The 18,196-nt window shown below is 47.7% G+C and carries 14 protein-coding genes; 11 read left to right on the top strand and 3 right to left on the bottom strand.

The window, feature by feature from the left end:
- Nucleotides 1-103: 103 nt before the first annotated feature.
- The 11 genes from NST33_RS24145 to ptsP all read left to right on the top strand — a co-directional run bounded on the left by NST33_RS24145 (nucleotide 104) and on the right by ptsP (nucleotide 13,729).
- Nucleotides 104-1,285: a galactokinase gene (locus NST33_RS24145; RefSeq protein ID WP_339305428.1), complete on the top strand. Its 1,182-nt coding sequence runs from the start codon at nucleotides 104-106 to the stop codon at nucleotides 1,283-1,285.
- A gap of 1 nt (nucleotide 1,286) precedes the next feature.
- Nucleotides 1,287-2,276: a UDP-glucose 4-epimerase GalE gene (gene galE / locus NST33_RS24140; RefSeq protein WP_017686840.1), complete on the top strand. Its 990-nt coding sequence runs from the start codon at nucleotides 1,287-1,289 to the stop codon at nucleotides 2,274-2,276.
- A gap of 14 nt (nucleotides 2,277-2,290) precedes the next feature.
- The gene (locus NST33_RS24135) at nucleotides 2,291-3,889 is read left to right on the top strand and encodes a UDP-glucose--hexose-1-phosphate uridylyltransferase (protein ID WP_339305426.1); all 1,599 of its coding nucleotides are present in this window, start codon (nucleotides 2,291-2,293) and stop codon (nucleotides 3,887-3,889) included.
- Between the two features lie 150 nt (nucleotides 3,890-4,039).
- Nucleotides 4,040-4,627 carry an MSMEG_1061 family FMN-dependent PPOX-type flavoprotein gene (locus tag NST33_RS24130; protein ID WP_260632990.1) on the top strand — a complete coding sequence of 196 codons (588 nt, stop codon included), beginning with the start codon at nucleotides 4,040-4,042 and terminating at the stop codon, nucleotides 4,625-4,627.
- 92 nt (nucleotides 4,628-4,719) lie between these two features.
- Nucleotides 4,720-5,883, top strand: coding sequence for an iron-containing alcohol dehydrogenase (locus NST33_RS24125; RefSeq protein ID WP_047844049.1), 1,164 nt, complete (start codon nucleotides 4,720-4,722; stop codon nucleotides 5,881-5,883).
- Between the two features lie 276 nt (nucleotides 5,884-6,159).
- Complete coding sequence (locus NST33_RS24120; RefSeq protein WP_221824722.1) at nucleotides 6,160-6,696, top strand: protease; 537 nt, start codon at nucleotides 6,160-6,162, stop codon at nucleotides 6,694-6,696.
- Between the two features lie 63 nt (nucleotides 6,697-6,759).
- Nucleotides 6,760-8,313, top strand: a complete 1,554-nt coding sequence (locus tag NST33_RS24115; RefSeq protein WP_145323943.1) for a flotillin family protein — start codon at nucleotides 6,760-6,762, stop codon at nucleotides 8,311-8,313.
- Between the two features lie 165 nt (nucleotides 8,314-8,478).
- Nucleotides 8,479-9,333: a PRD domain-containing protein gene (locus tag NST33_RS24110; RefSeq protein ID WP_047844046.1), complete on the top strand. Its 855-nt coding sequence runs from the start codon at nucleotides 8,479-8,481 to the stop codon at nucleotides 9,331-9,333.
- Between the two features lie 286 nt (nucleotides 9,334-9,619).
- Nucleotides 9,620-11,671 carry a glucose-specific PTS transporter subunit IIBC gene (gene ptsG, locus NST33_RS24105; RefSeq protein ID WP_221824720.1) on the top strand — a complete coding sequence of 684 codons (2,052 nt, stop codon included), beginning with the start codon at nucleotides 9,620-9,622 and terminating at the stop codon, nucleotides 11,669-11,671.
- A 77-nt stretch (nucleotides 11,672-11,748) separates the two neighbouring features.
- On the top strand, nucleotides 11,749-12,024 hold the full coding sequence (locus NST33_RS24100) for an HPr family phosphocarrier protein (protein WP_024633102.1): 276 nt from the start codon (nucleotides 11,749-11,751) through the stop codon (nucleotides 12,022-12,024).
- Nucleotides 12,017-13,729 carry a phosphoenolpyruvate--protein phosphotransferase gene (gene ptsP / locus NST33_RS24095; protein ID WP_221824718.1) on the top strand — a complete coding sequence of 571 codons (1,713 nt, stop codon included), beginning with the start codon at nucleotides 12,017-12,019 and terminating at the stop codon, nucleotides 13,727-13,729. Before NST33_RS24100 ends, ptsP begins: the two co-directional genes overlap by 8 nt.
- A 236-nt stretch (nucleotides 13,730-13,965) precedes the next feature.
- Here ptsP and gcvPB read toward each other — a convergent pair whose 3' ends face one another.
- The 3 genes from gcvPB to gcvT all read right to left on the bottom strand — a co-directional run bounded on the left by gcvPB (nucleotide 13,966) and on the right by gcvT (nucleotide 18,028).
- Nucleotides 13,966-15,405: an aminomethyl-transferring glycine dehydrogenase subunit GcvPB gene (gene gcvPB / locus NST33_RS24090; protein ID WP_221824794.1), complete on the bottom strand. Its 1,440-nt coding sequence runs from the start codon at nucleotides 15,403-15,405 to the stop codon at nucleotides 13,966-13,968.
- Between the two features lie 134 nt (nucleotides 15,406-15,539).
- Complete coding sequence (gene gcvPA / locus NST33_RS24085; protein WP_221824717.1) at nucleotides 15,540-16,895, bottom strand: aminomethyl-transferring glycine dehydrogenase subunit GcvPA; 1,356 nt, start codon at nucleotides 16,893-16,895, stop codon at nucleotides 15,540-15,542.
- Nucleotides 16,892-18,028, bottom strand: coding sequence for a glycine cleavage system aminomethyltransferase GcvT (gcvT, locus tag NST33_RS24080; RefSeq protein WP_339305423.1), 1,137 nt, complete (start codon nucleotides 18,026-18,028; stop codon nucleotides 16,892-16,894). Before gcvT ends, gcvPA begins: the two co-directional genes overlap by 4 nt.
- Nucleotides 18,029-18,196 lie beyond the last annotated feature (168 nt).

Genomic DNA, 18,196 nt, shown 5'->3' with positions numbered 1-18,196 from the left:
ACATTTATCCATATGAAACACACATGGTTGCATTACAAGAGGGATCGCTTTCTTATATAATAACATTAAGAAAACCACAACAACGAGGCGAGGTGCACCAGCAGTGAACGTAACTGAATTGAAACAAAAGTTTATTGAGAAGTACGGAGAGAGTGGAGCGGACATCCGTGTATTTCATGCCCCTGGACGTGTGAATCTGATCGGTGAGCACATTGACTATAACGGTGGATACGTGCTTCCGGCAGCACTTGAATTCGGAACAACTTTGATCATTCGTGAGCGTCAGGACAACAAGTTGCAACTGGCTTCCACGAACATGTCTTATGAAGGGGTACTGGACACTTCCTCCATCGGTAAGGAGAAAACCGGAGAATGGACTGACTATCCTGTTGGTGTCATGGTTGAACTACAAGGCAAAGGTGTGAATGTAACAAAAGGCTACGACTTCCTGTACCACGGGGAGATTCCGAACGGGGCAGGACTTTCATCATCCGCATCTCTGGAGGTACTTACCGGATTTGCGATTCAGTCTCTGGAGGGTGTATCGGATATTGACACGGTTCAACTGGCGCTTCTGTCCCAGAAAGCGGAAAATGAGTTCGTAGGCGTCAACTGTGGAATCATGGATCAGTTCGCTGTCGCAAACGGTGCTCAGGATCACGCGATCCTGCTGATGTGTGACACACTGGAATACGAAAAGGTTCCTTTCCGTACAGGCTCCTACAAATTGGTCATCGGTAACACGAACAAACGCCGCGGTCTGGTGGATTCGGCTTACAATGAACGTCGCTCCCAATGCGAGCAGGCACTTGCCATCTTGAAGGAACAGCTGCCTGCACTGAATTATCTGGCTCAATTGACGCCAGAGCAGTTCGTAACGCTACAAGATCAGATCAAGGATGATAAAGTAAGACAGCGTGCACAACATGTTGTGGAAGAGAACGCACGTGTGCTCGCATCGGTCGAAGCATTGCAGGGTAACGATCTGGAAACCTTCGGCAAGCTGATGAACGCTTCTCATGAATCGCTTCGTGACTTGTACGAAGTAAGCTGTGATGAGCTGGATGTTATGGTTGAAGAAGCTCAGCGGATTCCAGGCACGCTTGGTGCCCGGATGACTGGCGCAGGATTTGGCGGTTGTACCGTATCACTTGTGCATGAAGATGATGTCGAGCGTTTTGTAAGTGAAGTGGGCGCTGCATATGAAGCGCGTACCCGTCTCAAAGGTGATTTCTATGTATGCGGTGTGGGTGACGGTGTTAAAGAATTGAAGGAGGCGAAGTAAAATGGCAATTTTGGTGACAGGTGGAGCAGGGTATATTGGATCTCATACGGTAGCAGCATTGTTGGAACGTGGAGAAGAGGTTGTTGTACTGGATAACTTGCAGACAGGGCATCGTGAAGCGTTGCTCGGCGGTAAGTTGTATGAAGGGGATCTGCGTGATAAAGAAATTCTGGCGAAGCTGTTCGCTGAGAATTCAATCGATGCAGTCATTCACTTTGCAGCCAACTCACTCGTAGGCGAAAGTATGAAAGACCCGGTTAAATATTATGACAACAACGTGTTTGGTACACTCTGTCTGCTGGAAGCGATGAATGCAGCGAACGTACGCCGCATCGTCTTCTCCTCTACAGCAGCTACCTACGGTGAGCCTGAGAAAGTGCCAATCGAAGAGAGTGATCGTACAGAGCCAACCAACGTATACGGCGAAACAAAGCTGATGATGGAACGCATGATGTCATGGTTCGATAAAGTTCAGGATATCAAATACGTTTCCCTGCGTTACTTCAATGCAGCAGGTGCACATGACAGCGGCAAAATTGGTGAAGATCACCAGCCAGAGAGTCATTTGATTCCACTCGTACTGCAAACAGCATTGAAACAACGCCCGCACATCGCCGTGTTTGGTGACGACTATGCAACAGAAGATGGCACATGTATCCGTGACTATATCCACGTGAGCGACTTGGCTGATGCACATCTGCGTGCAGTAGATTATCTTCGCAAAGGTGAGAACAGTAACGTGTTCAACCTGGGTAACGGTACAGGATTCTCGGTAAAACAAGTGATCGAAACAGCTAAAAAAGTGACTGGCCTCGATATCCCGGTTGTACAGGAGCCACGTCGTGCAGGTGACCCGGCTGTGCTGGTAGCTTCATCTGCAAAAGCGAGATCTGTCCTGGGCTGGAATCCGAAATGGACCAATCTGGAAGATGTTATTCAAAGCGCTTGGAGCTGGCACCAATCACGTCCTGACGGCTACGGAAAAAACTAGGAGGCGAACACCTTATGTCACAGACTCATATTGCAGCAGGTGCCACAGAGCGGACACCGGAGCAGCAGGAAGCACTGCATGCCATTGAACGTCTGGTTGCATTTGCCTTGCAGAAACAATTAATCGAGGAAGCGGATTGGGATTATAGCCGCAACCTCTTGCTGGAACAATTCGGATTCTCAGAGCCTTATGCCGGCGAGTTGGACACGAATGTGCCCGCTGGCCCACAGGCTATGCTGGATACGTTGATCGATTATGGATTTTCCATTGGACTTATTCCTGAAAATAGCGATACGTTCCGTGACTTGCTGGATGCCAAAATCATGGGTCATCTGATGGCACGCCCATCCGAGGTGGTACGCGCATTCCGCCACACGGAGCAGACGGAAGGCATTGAGGCGGCCACATCTCAATTCTATGACTTGTCGATTAACTCCAACTACATTCGGATGGATCGGATCTCGAAGAACGTCTACTGGACACAGGACACGGCCTATGGAGACATGGAGATTACTATCAACCTGTCGAAGCCGGAGAAAAGTCCAAAGGAAATTGCCATGGCCAAGTTGCTTCCGCCTCCGGTATATCCTAAATGCCAGCTGTGTCGTGAAAATGTAGGTTACGCTGGTCGGGTGAATCACCCTGCTCGCCAAAACCTGAGAGTCATTCCGTTGAAGCTTAACAACGAGCCTTGGTTGTTCCAATACTCGCCGTATGTTTACTACAACGAGCACTGCATCATTTTCCATCATGATCATGTGCCGATGAAACTGACGAAGGATACGCTTCGCAGACTGCTTGCCTTTGTCGGGGAGTACCCGCATTATTTTATCGGATCTAACGCGGATTTGCCGATCGTAGGCGGATCGATTCTGACACATGACCATTTCCAGGGCGGACGTCATACGTTCGCGATTCAAAATGCACAGCCTGAGGCTGTCTTCCGCCATGCGGATGCACCTGGACTTACACTGAGTCTCGTAAAATGGCCAATGTCTGTAATGCGTCTGGCTTCACACGATCCTGCAGAGCTGCTTGAAGCGGGTAACGCCGTATATGAAGCGTGGAAGGTCTACAGTGATTCTGCTGTGGATATCGAAGCGTTCAGTGAAGTGGACGGGGAACAAGTGCCACACAATACGGTAACACCAATCGTTCGTCGTAGTGCAGATGGTGGTTATGAGATGGATCTTGTATTACGTAACAACCGTACAAATGATGTGCATCCGGAAGGGATTTTCCATCCGCACCGTGAGATGCACCATTTGAAAAAAGAGAACATTGGTCTGATTGAAGTGATGGGACTTGCCATTCTGCCAGGTCGTTTGAAAGAAGAACTGGACAGTATCGCGGATATCCTCGCTGGAGATGCCAAGCTTGCTGAAGCGGCCAAAGCTTCCGATCATGTGTTGAACAAACATCTGGGCTGGGCGGAAGAATTGATTGAACGGTTTGGTCCTAAGCTGGACAAAGAACAAGCCGTTGCCATTGTACAGCAGGAAGTCGGCTTGAAATTCGCCGAGATTCTGGAGCATGCAGGTGTCTACAAATATGATGAAGCAGGACGCCAGGCTTTCCGTCGTTTTGTAAGCAGCATGGGATACACTGAATAATCAACATAATATCAACAAATCAAGAACACCCGCCCATTCAAGAGCGGGTGTTTCTTGTCATGAGCACGCATTGGAATGAACCTCCGAGGCAGTTATAATGGGGAGAAGTCCTAGAGTACCATGATGAATTGAGGAAATGGGGTTAATGATTTGGAAAAGAAGGCGCTGAATATTCCGTTGATTACAGATGCTGAGGAACTGCAAGGCATGGTGGGTGAACCGCATGAACATGTGCGTAACAAGGCAATTTCATTTGTGGATTCACATGTTCAGAACTTTATATCCATGTCACCATTATTTTTCCTCTCCACCTCCGATCGTGATGGAAAAAGTGATGTGTCACCTCGGGGTGATGGAGCGGGATTTGTGAAAGTGTATGATACATACCGGCTCGTTTATCCCGAACGCCCAGGCAATCGGCGGATAGACTCGTTGTTGAACATGTTGTCGAACCCTGGTGTTGGCATGCTCTTTTTGATTCCGGGTATGAATGAAGTGCTGCGTATTAATGGCACAGCATCCATTACCAAGGATGAGGAATTCATCGCCAGTATGGGCTGGAGTGGTAAAACCATAGGTGCGGCTGTCATTGTAGATGTGGAAGAGTGTTTTATCCATTGTCCGCGGGCATTCAAACAGGCTGGATTATGGGCCACAGAAACATGGGTGGATGCTGAGAATTTGCCTTCATCTAGCGAGATGTTTCGAGCTCATTTGGAGATTAACGGGTTGTTATAAAGTGAGTGACTATCGATTTGTTTTTCTATAAACAGGGTACTATAATTGGAGTTGCACAAAAATACTAAACTCCATTGGAGGCGACAATAGATATGAGATCTTTCCAATTCTATAATCCAACCCGGCTGATTTTCGGCAAAGGACAACTGGAAGCATTAAAGACAGAAGTGCCGAAATACGGTAAACGGGTTCTGCTTGTATATGGTGGCGGCAGTATCAAACGTAGTGGTCTGTACGATCAAGTGATCGGTTTGCTTAAGGAAGCCGGAGCAGAAGTGACTGAACTGGCTGGTGTGGAACCTAACCCGCGTCTTTCTACGGTGCATAAAGGGGTAGACCTCTGTAAAACAAATAACATCGACCTGATCCTGGCTGTAGGTGGCGGTAGTGTACTAGACTGCTCCAAAGCCATTGCGGTAGGTGCCAAATATGATGGCGATATGTGGGATTTTGCTCAGCGCAAAGCCGTTGCACAGGACGCTCTTCCACTCGGTACCGTATTGACGATGGCAGCAACCGGTTCGGAGATGAACTCGGGTTCGGTTATTACGAATCAGGATACACAAGAAAAATTGGGTTGGGGTAGCGCATACTCATTCCCTGCATTCTCTATCCTGGATCCGGTGAATACATACACTGTTCCGCTGGACCAAACGGTATACGGCATGGTGGATATGATGTCCCACGTACTGGAGCATTACTTCCATCTGGATGCCAATACACCGGTTCAACTCGGTTTCTGTGAGACGATTCTGCGTACTGTCATGGAAGCAGCGCCTCGTCTGGTTGAAGACCTGGAGAACTATGAACTGCGCGAAACGATTCTGTATTGCGGAACAATGGCACTGAATGGCGTGCTGAATATGGGTCTCGCAGGAGATTGGGCAACACATAATATTGAACATGCGGTTTCCGCAGTGTATGATATCCCACACGGTGGTGGACTTGCGATCTTGTTCCCACACTGGATGAAACATAACCTGGATGTGAATGTGGATCGATTCAAACGTCTGGCAATTAATGTATTCGAAGTGAACCCTGAGGGCAAGTCGGACAGACAGATTGCTGAAGAAGGTATCGATGCGCTCAGCAAATTCTGGACATCCATTGGTGCACCTAACCGTTTGGCAGATTACGATATCGATGACAGCCAGATCGACGTAATGGCTGACAAAGCGATGTTGTTTGGTCCATTCGGTAACTTCAAGAAACTGCAACGGGAAGATGTTGTATCCATCTACAAGGCTTCTCTGTAATTCTATAATCACTGCAAAGTGAAGGACACATTCTGTCGTCCAATAACCGCAAGTCTCCTTCATGGGGGCTTGCGGTTTTTTCGTGTATTCGGATCTGCACGAGAATGATGGAGGAACATGAAGCAAGGAGAACAGAATGTTGTGATAATACCCATTATCGGCTCCAGAATACATTTGAGGAAAGATTTTGAAACATTTTGATGGTAGCTACGTATTTATTTACATGTGGAATGCTCAGTTAGGATGAATTTGCGGCAGAGAGAGGAGGAACAGGGGATGGAAACAATGTATTGGGGGTGTCTAATCGGAGGGGCGATATTTGCGGTTGTCAGCCTTGTGCTGGGTGACTTGATTGATGGCTTGCTGGACGGAGCTTTTGAAATGCCAGGCCTTGATTTTTTCAAACCCGTTGTGTTAGCTGGTTCCATTACAACCTTTGGTGGTGCAGGCATAATGCTGACACGTTATAGTTCATTAAGTGCGATGTCCGGTCTAATACTATCCCTGCTTATAGGTATTGCTGCAGCCATGCTGGTATTCTTCGCATACATCAAACCGATGCGTAACAGCGATGTCTCTATTGCATTTTCAATGAAAGAGTTATCTGGGAAAATTGGGGAAATCACCATTCCGGTGCCGGAAAAAGGTTTTGGCGAAGTGATGATCCGCTTTGCATCCGGTAGTACGATTCAAACGGCATCCAGTTTTGAACACCTCCCCATTGCGGCGGGAGCACGTGTTGTTGTGGTGGATGTTGTAGATGGCGTACTGCGTGTGTCGGAATGGGATGAAAATGTACTTAAAGATTTATAAAGTATTCTAATCACCTAATTAGTTTAAGCACTCATCATGAATGAATAAGGGGAGAGATGTGGAATGGATTTAAATTTGAACTGGGATGTTTTGTTGATTCCTATAGTTGTAGTCGGAGTCATTCTAATTTTGGGTCTGGCTTTCTGGGCGAGGTACAAAACGGTTGGACCGGATGAAGCGATGATCGTTACGGGGTCATTCCTGGGTAGCAAAAATATCTCCGATGATGATTCTGGCCGAAAAATCAAAATTGTTCGTGGTGGCGGTGCATTTATCCTGCCGGTATTCCAGCAGTCCGAGTTTATCTCCTTGTTGTCCCACAAGCTGGATGTCTCCACACCTGAAGTGTACACGGAGCAAGGGGTTCCGGTTATTGCTGACGGTGTAGCTATTATCAAGGTTGGAGGCGCTGTAGAAGACGTTGCTACGGCAGCTGAGCAATTCATCGGTAAACCTGTAGAAGCGCTGAGAAGCGAAGCACAGGAGGTACTGGAGGGGCATTTGCGGGCCATCCTCGGTACAATGACGGTGGAAGAAGTATATCGGAACCGGGATCGTTTTGCCCAAGAGGTTCAAGGCGTAGCAGCTAGAGATTTGAAGAAAATGGGACTGCAAATTGTTTCATTTACCATCAAGGATGTTCGTGACAAACAGGGTTACCTGGATGCTCTCGGTAAACCGAGAATTGCCGCAGTGAAGCGTGATGCCGAGATTGCTGAAGCAGAAGCAATGCGTGATGCACGTATTCAGAAGGCTAATGCGGAGGAACAGGGGCAAAAAGCAGAGTTGCTGCGGGATACCAATATCGCCGAGGCAGCCAAAGAGAAAGAACTGAAAGTAGCCACGTTTAAGCGGGATCAGGATACAGCCAAAGCAGAAGCCGATCAGGCTTACCATATCCATGAAGCTCGCGCCAGACAGACTGTGGTGGAGGAAGAAATGAAGGTTGAACTTGTTCGTAAAGAACGTGAGATCGATCTTCAGGAAAAAGAAATCGTCGTACGTGAGAAGCAATATGATGCTGAAGTGAAGAAAAAGGCAGAAGCGGATCGTTATGCGGTGGAACAGGCAGCCGAAGCGGATAAAGCCAAGAGAATGCGTGAAGCCGATGCGGTACAGTACTCCATCGAAACACATGCCAAAGCAACAGCTGAACAGAAGCGACTTGAAGGTCAGGCCATGGCGGATGCGGAACTTGCCAAAGGTACAGCAGATGCAGAAGTTATTCGTTTGCGTGGTCTTGCTGAAGCAGAAGCGAAGGAAAAACTGGCCGAAGCATTCCAAAAGTTTGGCGAAGCGGCTGTACTCGATATCATTGTCAAAATGCTGCCTGAACTGGCTGGCAAAATTGCAGAGCCAATTGCATCCATTGATAAATTGACGGTGGTAGATACAGGTAAAGGTGAAGGTGCAGCACGAGTGAGTAACTATGTTACTGAACTTATGGCGACCGCTCCAGAGATGCTCAAAAGTGTATCCGGCATCGATGTAGAGCAGCTGATTAAAGGCCTTACGAAGTCTAAAACACCTGCGCCAGTTGCCATTCAACAGAGCGAGGCTGTTACAACTCCTTCTATAATCGACAAGATTGTGGAAAGAGCTGGAGTTGACGAGTAAGAAGCACTTCAAATCTTGCATGGTTGCTCTATTGACCTTAAGGCGAATTTTTGTTACTTTTTAAGCGAGACGTCCGGCGCGGTTTGCCCGCTCCGGGTGTCTTTTCGTTCGTAACAGGGTGTGACTTAATCACACCTAAGATGGTGTGAAAAAGAGGTGCAAACAATGAGCAGCTTGCATGTAGATAAAGCGCTAAATAATAATGTAATCATTGCACAGCATCCAGAACACGGGGAAGTCGTTGTTATTGGTAAAGGCATTGGCTTTAACCGAAAACCGAGTGATCACATTCCATTGATGGCTGTGGAGAAAATGTTTATTTTGAAAAACCAGCAGGAGCAAGAGCAGTACAAACAGCTTCTTCCACAGGTGGATGAAGCACTGATCGAGATTATTAACGAAGTTATTACGTATATTGCAGAGCGTACGGACGTTCCTCTGAATGAACATATCCATATTGCATTAACCGATCACATTTCTTTCGCGTTAAAACGCAAGGAGCAGGGCATTATCATACAAAATCCATTTTTATATGAAACCCGCGAGATTTATCCTGAAGAATATCGAATGGGAGAATACGCTGTTCGTCTGATCAAAGAGAAAATGGGTGTAGATTTGGGGATGGACGAGATTGGTTTTGTTGCCCTCCATATCTATAGCGCAATGACCAATCAAAATATATCCCAGGTACGTGAACATTCACAATTGATCACTGATTTGGTGAACCTGGTGTCCGATCAACTCGATTATTCGTTTGAAACGGAATCACTTGATTACTCTCGTTTGCTGACTCATCTTCGTTTTGCCCTAGAGCGTGTTCGCCGTGGAGACAAAGTGGAAGAGCTTCATAAGTTGGATTCCCTGCTTAAGTTGGAGTATCCCGAAATGTACTCGCTTGCATGGAAACTGACCAAAGTAATGGAGAAAAGACTGAAACTGCCGGTTTATCCTGCGGAGGTAGGTTATCTGACCATTCATCTGCAAAGACTGAATCAGCGGAAGGAAGAAGAGAATAAGTGAGGTCATTCCAGTGATGGAATGTGGAATTTATTTTTTTGGTGTAAAGGCTTGCAATAGATTAGAACTGGTGCTACAATGGTTTCCGTAATCAAGCAACTGAATAAACATAAGCGACGTGTTACTGACTCGATCAGGCATGAGTTAATTAAAGTGTGATTGTTCTTTCCTTGTACAGGGTATGCTATACCCCAAGGTTGGCACATTTCACTTTGTTAATTCATGCCTTTTTTGTGTTCCCTTGCTTGTATCACAACATATAACTTAGACGAAAGGGAGAAACGACGCGATGTTCAAAAAGCTTTTTGGTGTATTGCAAAGAGTAGGTAAAGCTCTTATGTTGCCTGTAGCCATTCTACCTGCGGCAGGTTTGCTGCTCGGAATTGGTAACATGCTGGTTAATCCAGATTTCTTGCAATATGTAACGGCGCTCGACACCCCTTGGGTGAACTCGATCGCAACAATTATGATGAACGCAGGTCAGATCGTATTTGATAATCTGGCATTGCTGTTCGCCGTCGGCGTAGCTGTCGGATTGGCTGGTGGCGAAGGCGTTGCAGGTCTTGCAGCGATCATCGGTTACCTGGTCATGAATGTTACATTAGGATCTGCAGTAGGTGTTACTCCGGCAATGATCGGTGAAGTACCGGGTTATGCCAGCATCTTGGGTATCCCAACATTAAGTACAGGCGTGTTCGGAGGTATTATCATAGGTATTGCCGCCGCGCTGTGTTACAATCGATTTTTCAAAATCGAACTGCCGTCTTACCTCGGTTTCTTTGCAGGTAAACGTTTCGTTCCGATTATCACTTCGGTTGTATCCCTCTTAATCGGGTTGCTTCTGGTGATTATCTGGCCACCGATTCAAAATGGATTGAATGCTGTATCTCACTTCATGGTAGATACAAGCCCGACATTGTCGGCATTCATCTTCGGAGTTGTGGAACGGTCATTAATTCCGTTTGGTCTTCACCACATTTTCTACTCCCCATTCTGGTTTGAGTTCGGTGAGTATGTGAATAAAGCCGGAGATGTTATTCGTGGGGATCAGAAGATTTTCTTCAGCCAGTTACGTGATGGCGTTGCTCTCACAGCAGGAACATTCCAAGTTGGTAAATTCCCGTTCATGATGTTTGGTTTGCCAGCAGCGGCACTTGCGATGTACCATGAAGCAAGACCGGAGCACAAAAAGTATGTTGCAGGTATCATGGGTTCAGCTGCACTGACCTCGTTCCTGACAGGTATCACAGAACCACTTGAATTCTCGTTCCTGTTTGTAGCACCAATCCTGTTTGCAGTACACTGTATCTTTGCAGGTTTGTCTTTCATGACCATGCAAATTCTGGGTGTAAAGATCGGTATGACCTTCTCCGGTGGGTTCATTGACTTCCTGATCTTCGGGATTATTCCGAACCGTACACCTTGGTGGGACGTTATTATTGTCGGATTGATTCTTGCGGTGATCTATTACTTCGGTTTCCGGTTTATCATTCGCAAATTTAATCTCAAGACACCTGGACGAGAGGATGCAACGCCTGAAACCGAATCTGGCGGAGGCTCTGGTTCAACGGATGATCTGCCCCATAACATTCTCGAAGCTTTCGGTGGCAAAGAGAATATCAAACATCTGGACGCTTGTATTACTCGTTTGCGGATTGAAGTTAATGAGAAATCCAATGTGAAAAAAGATCGTTTGAAACAATTGGGTGCATCTGGTGTACTTGAAGTGGGTAATAATGTTCAAGCCATCTTCGGAACACGTTCTGACACGATCAAATCTCAAATGCAGGATATTATTGCAGGAAGAACACCAGCACCAACGCCAGCAGCTGCCAAACCAACTCCTGAAGAGGAGAAGGCACAAGGTGAGCAAGGCGAGCGCATCGTTGCTGAGGATATCGTCATGCCAGTCAATGGTGAATTGCTGGACATTACAAATGTACCTGATCCGGTCTTTGCTGAGAAAATGACAGGTGATGGATTCGCAATTTTGCCACATGATGGTACGATAACTTCTCCTGTGTATGGTAAAGTGTTTAATGTATTTCCAAGCAAACATGCCGTGGGCATCATGTCCGATGGAGGCAAGGAAGTGCTTGTTCATATAGGTGTTAATACGGTGAAGCTGAAAGGTCAAGGCTTTAACGTACTGGTACAGGAAGGTGATCTGGTATCGGCAGGTCAGCCGATTATGGAAGTGGATCTGGAGTATGTCAAAGCAAACGCTCCTTCGATCATTTCACCAGTTATTTTCACCAACCTGCCAGAGGGCTCCACAGTAACTCTGAAGAAGAGCGGAGTGCTGAAAGTTGGCGAACAGCCAATCATTGAGATAAAATAAGAAGTGTTACGACAATGGCAAGCAAGTGTAAATATATGCAATGCCTAAACCAAACTACTGAAAGTGAGATGATTGTAATGCAACAAACATTCAGAATTACAGACGAAGATGGTATCCACGCACGTCCGGCGACAGCCCTGGTAAATACAGCAAACAAATTCAAAGGTGCAGAATCCTTTGCAGAAGCTAACGGTAAAAAAGTAACTTTGAAATCCATTCTGGGTGTTCTTTCTCTCGGATTGGAACAAGGCGACACCATCAACATCATCGTTGAAGGCGAAGGCGAAGCTGAAGCTCTTCAAGCTTTGACTGACGTTATGGTTAACGAAGGGTTGGGCGAAATTAATGCTTAATGTCTCCGGGATCGCGGCTTCGGCGGGTATTGCTATCGCCAAGGCGTTTATCTTGGAGCATCCTGACTACTCTGTAGAAAAACGCCAAATTAACGACGTTGACGCAGAGATCGCGAAACTCGACTCAGCTCTGGGTAAATCCCAGGCTGAGCTTGAGGCGATCAAAGAGCGCACTTTACAAGAGCTTGGCGAGAAAAAAGCAGAGATTTTTGCTTCGCATTTGCTCATTTTGAATGACCCGGAACTGATTGATCCGGTTAAAGCTAGAATTGCGGATGACATGATCAATGCAGAATTTGCTTTGAACGAAACGGCATCGCAATTTATCTCCATGTTTGAGAACATGAAGAGTGCTTACCTGCAGGAACGTGCTGCAGATATGCGTGACGTTACCAAACGTGTGCTAAATCACTTGCTTGGTATCGACTTCATGAGTCCGGCTGAGATCAACGAAGAAGTGATCGTGCTTGCGGAGGATCTAACACCTTCCGACACGGCTCAACTGAACCGTCAATTTGTTAAAGGTTTTGCAACCAACATTGGTGGTCGTACTTCTCACTCGGCGATTATGGCTCGCTCTCTTGAGATTCCAGCTGTTGTTGGAACCAAGGACATCTTGGCTCAAGCGAAACAAGGCGATATGATCATTGTTGACGGTCTGGATGGTCACGTACTGGTTAACCCTACTGATGAAGTTATTGCTGAATACCGTGCCAAACAGGAACAGTATGATGCACAACGTGCAGAGTGGAGAAAACTTCGTGATGAGCCAACGGTAACGGTGGACAACGTTCATGTTGAACTTGCAGCCAACATCGGTACACCAAATGATGTAACGGGTGTTCTGGAGAACGGTGGCGAGGCTGTAGGCCTGTACCGTACCGAGTTCTTGTACATGGGCAGAGACAAGCTCCCTTCCGAAGACATTCAGTATAATGCTTACAAAGCGGTACTGGAAAAAATGGAAGGTAAACCTGTTGTTGTTCGTACACTCGACATCGGTGGAGACAAAGAGCTTCCATACCTGGATCTGCCAAAAGAAATGAATCCATTCCTCGGCTTCCGCGCAGTTCGTCTGTGTCTGGACCGTCTGGATATCTTCCGTACACAATTGCGTGCATTGCTGCGTGCAAGCGTACATGGAAACCTGCGTGTCATGTTCCCGATGATCGCAACACTCGGTGAATTCCGTGAAGCAAAAGCTGTCTTGCTCGAAGAGAAAGACAAGCTGGTTGCTGAAGGTATTACTGTTTCTGACAGCATTCAACTCGGAATCATGGTCGAAATTCCTTCGACTGCAGTTCTGGCGGATCAATTTGCCAAAGAAGTGGATTTCTTCAGTATCGGAACGAACGATCTGATTCAATATACAATGGCTGCTGACCGTATGAACGAACGAGTGGCTTATCTGTACCAACCTTACAACCCAGCCATTTTGCGTTTGGTTAAAATGGTTATCGATGCAGCGCATCGTGAAGGCAAATGGGTTGGCATGTGTGGTGAGATGGCAGGAGACGAAACAGCAATTCCATTGTTGCTTGGTCTTGGATTGGATGAGTTCAGCATGAGCGCAACCTCCATTCTGCCAGCTCGTAGTCAGATCACCAAGTTGTCCCGTGCGGATATGCAGGAATTGGCTGCTAAAGCTCTGGATATGCAAACGGCTGAACAAGTTGTTGAATTGGTTCAAAGCATTCAAGCGTAATTTTGCCGGGGTTTCCTCCGGATTTGAGGTTTTTTCTTTTTCCGATAATGAGCTGCATTGATGCAGCGATATTGCCGGTATCCGCGATTCATTGTGGATACCGGCTTTTTTTGTTGCGTAGATGTATAGGAAATAAAGGGGAGTACGAGGGAAAAGTCCTGTAATGTTTAACCAAAAAATGCTCTCACTGGTGTAGTTAACATCAGCAAGAGCATGGACAAGAAACTCACTTAGTTTTAACTGCAAGCGCAGTTCAGTACAGGTTTGCGAGCGGCGGTGGTTTCATCCAGACGGGTGACCGGTGTTCCGTAAGGTGCGTTCAGGACTAATTCTGGTGTCTCTTCCGCTTCTTTGGCAATCCGTATCATCGTATCAATGAACCCATCCAGCGTTTCTTTACTTTCGGTTTCTGTCGGCTCGATCATGATGCATTCTTCGACGTTGAGCGGGAAGTACACGGTTGGTGGATGATATCCAAAATCAAGCAGTCGTTTGGCAACATCAAGTGTGCGTACACCATATTGCTTCAACCCCCGTCCAGACATGACAAATTCATGTTTACATACGCCCGGATACGGAATCTCGTAGTAAGGGGCGAGACGGGCCATCATATAGTTGGCATTCAGTACCGCGCATTCAGAGACACGGCGTAAGCCTTCCGGTCCATAGGTGCGAATGTAAGCATAGGCACGTACCAATATACCGAAGTTACCGTAGTAGGCTTTCACCCGGCCAATGGATTGATCGCCTTCACGATCGAATGCATACATACCGTCATCATTTTTGATCACCATCGGCTTAGGCAGGAACGGAACCAGACGGCTCTTCACGCCGACGGGTCCGGCGCCAGGTCCACCACCGCCATGAGGCGTACTCATCGTTTTGTGCAAGTTCAGATGCACCACGTCAAAGCCCATATCACCCGGACGGGTAATGCCCATAATGGCATTGGAGTTCGCGCCATCGTAGTATAGCAAACCACCAGCCTGGTGTACGATGGATGCAATTTCCTGAATGTCTTTCTCGAACAAACCAAGTGTATTCGGATTTGTCAGCATCAATGCCGCCGTATCCGAACCGACGGCTGCACGGAGTGCATCCAGATCAACTAGTCCGTCTGCCCGGGATGGAATCGTCACAGTTTCAAATCCTGCAACGGTAGCACTTGCCGGGTTGGTCCCGTGAGATGAATCGGGCACGATGACTTTGGTACGTTGTTCGCCACGACCTTCGTGGTAGGCACGAATCATCATAAGTCCAGTCCATTCTCCATGGGCACCAGCGGCTGGTTGCAGAGTCACAGCGTCCATACCTGTCAGACCTGCAAGGTCGTTTTGCAACGTATATAACAGTTCAAGAGCACCTTGAATGCTGGATTCATGCTGGTACGGATGGATTTTGGCGAAACCGTTATAACGTGCAACATCCTCATTAATCTTTGGATTGTATTTCATCGTACAAGAGCCCAGTGGGTAGAATCCGTTATCTACACCGAAGTTGCGACGGGATAGCGCAGTATAATGTCGAATAACATCTATCTCGAACACTTCCGGCAGTGCCGCTGCTTCCGAACGGAGCATTTCCCGGGGAATCAACGTATTGGCGGCCTGACGAGGAACGTCACATTCTGGCAAGGAATAAGCGACACGCCCCGGGCTGCTGAGTTCAAAAATCAATGATTGTTCCGGAGCAGGAGATAAGGTCTGTGCACTAAATGTTGTATCCGTCTCAGGTTGAACCGAAGTGGAGACAGAGGTACCTGTTTCCGATTGTCCCTGTACCGATGTTGTCGTTGTCGTCGTTTCCTGAGTCACAGCGATCCCTCCAATGCTCGTGCGAATTCGTCAATCTCTTCCTTACTGCGTCGTTCGGTAACAGCAATCAGCATATGTCCGGCAAGCTCTGGATAATCACGTCCAAGTTCGTAACCACCAATGAAGCCCGCATCCAGCAGTTTCAATTGAAGAGCATCCACGTCTGTTCCCTCAGGAAGCTGAATAACAAACTCATTAAATGTTGGTGCATTAAAAGTAAGGCTAACTCCAGGAATCACAGTTAATGTATTCAGGGTGTAATGACTCTTTTGCAGGTTCAGATCCGCTACATCGATCATTCCTTGTTTCCCCATGATGGACATATAGACAGATGCGCTGAGTGCCAGCAAAGCCTGGTTGGAACAGATGTTGGATGTCGCCTTTTCGCGGCGGATATGCTGTTCACGTGCTTGCAGTGTGAGTACAAAACCACGTTTGCCGTTGCGATCCGTGGTCTGGCCTACAATTCGGCCAGGAATTCGGCGCATATGAGGCTGGGACACGGCGAAATATCCGCATGTCGGACCGCCGAGTGAAGCGGCGATGCCGAGGGGCTGCGCATCACCTACAACGATGTCGGCACCCAGCTTGCCTGGGGCTTCCAGCAGACCCAGCGATAGCGGGTTGGCACTTACAACGAGCAGGCCCTTGTGCGCATGCACCAGATCGGCAGCCTGCTTTACATTTTCCACGGCACCAAAGAAGTTTGGACTCTGGATCATGACAGCAGCGGTATCGTCGGATATGGCTGCTTGCAGGGCATCCCAATCAGTGACGCCATCCTTATAACCAATCTCGACAATCTCCAGACGGAGTCCGTGCGCATATGCCTGCAATACCTGACGGGCTTCCGGATGAACGGTACGGGATACGATGAGCTGTTTGCGACGAGTTGCTGCTGCGGCGAGATTACCGGCTTCCGCAAAAGCTGTTGCGCCGTCATACATGCTGGCATTGGCTACAGCCATACCGGTTAATTCACAGATGTAGGATTGAAATTCGAAAATGGCCTGTAGTTCACCTTGGCTGATCTCAGGCTGATAAGGTGTGTAGGCAGTGTAAAACTCGGAACGGGAAATGACATGATTGATGACGGAAGGAACATGATGATCATATATGCCAGCGCCGAGGAAGCTGGCGTGTGTTTCGAAATTGGCGTTGGCGCCGGCTTGTTTGGACATGTGACGTGTCAGCGCATATTCATCAAGTTTGGAGGATACGGGCAGCTCGCCCTGATAACGAATCTCCTGCGGAATGTCCTGAAACAGATCCTCCAGCGTACCCACACCAATGGTTGCGAGCATGGCGTTCTGATCTTGCTCAGTCATGGGAATGTAACGGTGCTTGCTCATGCTTGATCAGCTCCTTGAGTAGGTGTCTTCGACGTACGTGTCCGTTTATGAAAAGGGGTCTTCACGACCTCGGCTTTTAATTTCTTGCCGCGAATCTCAATCTCAAGCGGGGTTCCCAGCGCAGCGTATTTGCTGTCGATGAGGGCAAGCCCCAGATTACGCTTCAATGTAGGTGATTGCGTGCCTGTTGTCACTTCACCGATCTGTACGCCTTCGGCGTAAATCGGATAGTGGGGGCGGGGAATACCGCGCTCCAACACTTCGATGCCGACCAGTTTGCGGGCGGGCCCGTCAGTTTTTTGCTGTAACAAGGCTTCGTGTCCGATAAAAGGTCCGGCATTCAGCTTCACAAACATACCTACGCCAGCTTCGAGTGGAGAGATAGTTGCCGACAATTCCTGTCCATACAGAGGGAGCTTTGCTTCAAAGCGCAGTGTATCCCGAGCACCGAGGCCTGTGGGTACAAGTCCGTGACCTTCACCGGCTTGCATTAACCCATTCCAGACCACAGCGGCCTGATCTGCAGGAACATATAGCTCAAAGCCATCTTCACCGGTATAACCGGTACGGGACAACAGTAATTTTACTCCACATACTTCAGCATCCTGCACAAAACGAAACGGTTCAATCGAGCTTACATCCGTATCTGTAACTTTTCCGATAATGTCTACAGCCAGTGGACCTTGCAAGGCGAGTAGCGCCGTCTGCTCCGAATCGTTGGTCATGCTTACGCCGGGAATCAAGTGCTCTTGCAGCCACGCCCAATCCTTGTCGATGTTGGAGGCGTTAACCACAAGCATATAATGCTGATCTTCCAGCTTATACACGAGCAGATCATCCACCACACCGCCATCTGGATAACACATCAGGGTGTACTGGGCTTGATCGGGAACCAGCGTGGTCACATCATTGGTCATCATTTGTTGCAAAAACGCTTCAGCCTGCTCACCCTGTACCGTGAATTCGCCCATATGGGATACATCGAACAGTCCCGCGCGCTCGCGTACCGCTTCATGTTCTTTCTGGATTCCGCTAAATTGTACCGGAAGCTCCCAGCCTCCAAAATCAATGCACCGTACGCCTTCGTATTGCTGATACAGTGGGAAGAGTGGTGTTCTAAGCAAATCGGACATCAAATCACCTCGTCATGGGCCGTGAGCCGGCCGGATATACAATCGTGGATCAATGAACCAGGGTATTTTTAAATTTCCAGCTAGATAATTTCATCACATAAGTATGGTAAGGCAGCTATGGCAGCGCCGTTCTACATCCTGTTTTTCGTTTTTTGGGAAAAAGGAAAA

It is taken from the genome of Paenibacillus sp. FSL L8-0435, from assembly GCF_037965655.1.
In the GTDB taxonomy this organism is placed as follows: domain Bacteria; phylum Bacillota; class Bacilli; order Paenibacillales; family Paenibacillaceae; genus Paenibacillus.
This window is presented reverse-complemented; position numbering and strand designations above follow the sequence as displayed.

Bases quoted from the DNA above. Each gene is read 5' to 3' on its own strand.
- NST33_RS24110 (WP_047844046.1), top strand. From the start codon at position 8,479: ATGAGCAGCTTGCATGTAGATAAAGCGCTAAATAATAATGTAATCATT.
- NST33_RS24125 (WP_047844049.1), top strand. From the start codon at position 4,720: ATGAGATCTTTCCAATTCTATAATCCAACCCGGCTGATTTTCGGCAAA.
- NST33_RS24120 (WP_221824722.1), top strand. From the start codon at position 6,160: ATGGAAACAATGTATTGGGGGTGTCTAATCGGAGGGGCGATATTTGCG.
- gcvT (WP_339305423.1), bottom strand. From the start codon at position 18,028: ATGTCCGATTTGCTTAGAACACCACTCTTCCCACTGTATCAGCAATAC.
- gcvPA (WP_221824717.1), bottom strand. From the start codon at position 16,895: ATGAGCAAGCACCGTTACATTCCCATGACTGAGCAAGATCAGAACGCC.
- NST33_RS24100 (WP_024633102.1), top strand. From the start codon at position 11,749: ATGCAACAAACATTCAGAATTACAGACGAAGATGGTATCCACGCACGT.
- ptsG (WP_221824720.1), top strand. From the start codon at position 9,620: ATGTTCAAAAAGCTTTTTGGTGTATTGCAAAGAGTAGGTAAAGCTCTT.
- ptsP (WP_221824718.1), top strand. From the start codon at position 12,017: ATGCTTAATGTCTCCGGGATCGCGGCTTCGGCGGGTATTGCTATCGCC.
- galE (WP_017686840.1), top strand. From the start codon at position 1,287: ATGGCAATTTTGGTGACAGGTGGAGCAGGGTATATTGGATCTCATACG.
- NST33_RS24135 (WP_339305426.1), top strand. From the start codon at position 2,291: ATGTCACAGACTCATATTGCAGCAGGTGCCACAGAGCGGACACCGGAG.
- NST33_RS24115 (WP_145323943.1), top strand. From the start codon at position 6,760: ATGGATTTAAATTTGAACTGGGATGTTTTGTTGATTCCTATAGTTGTA.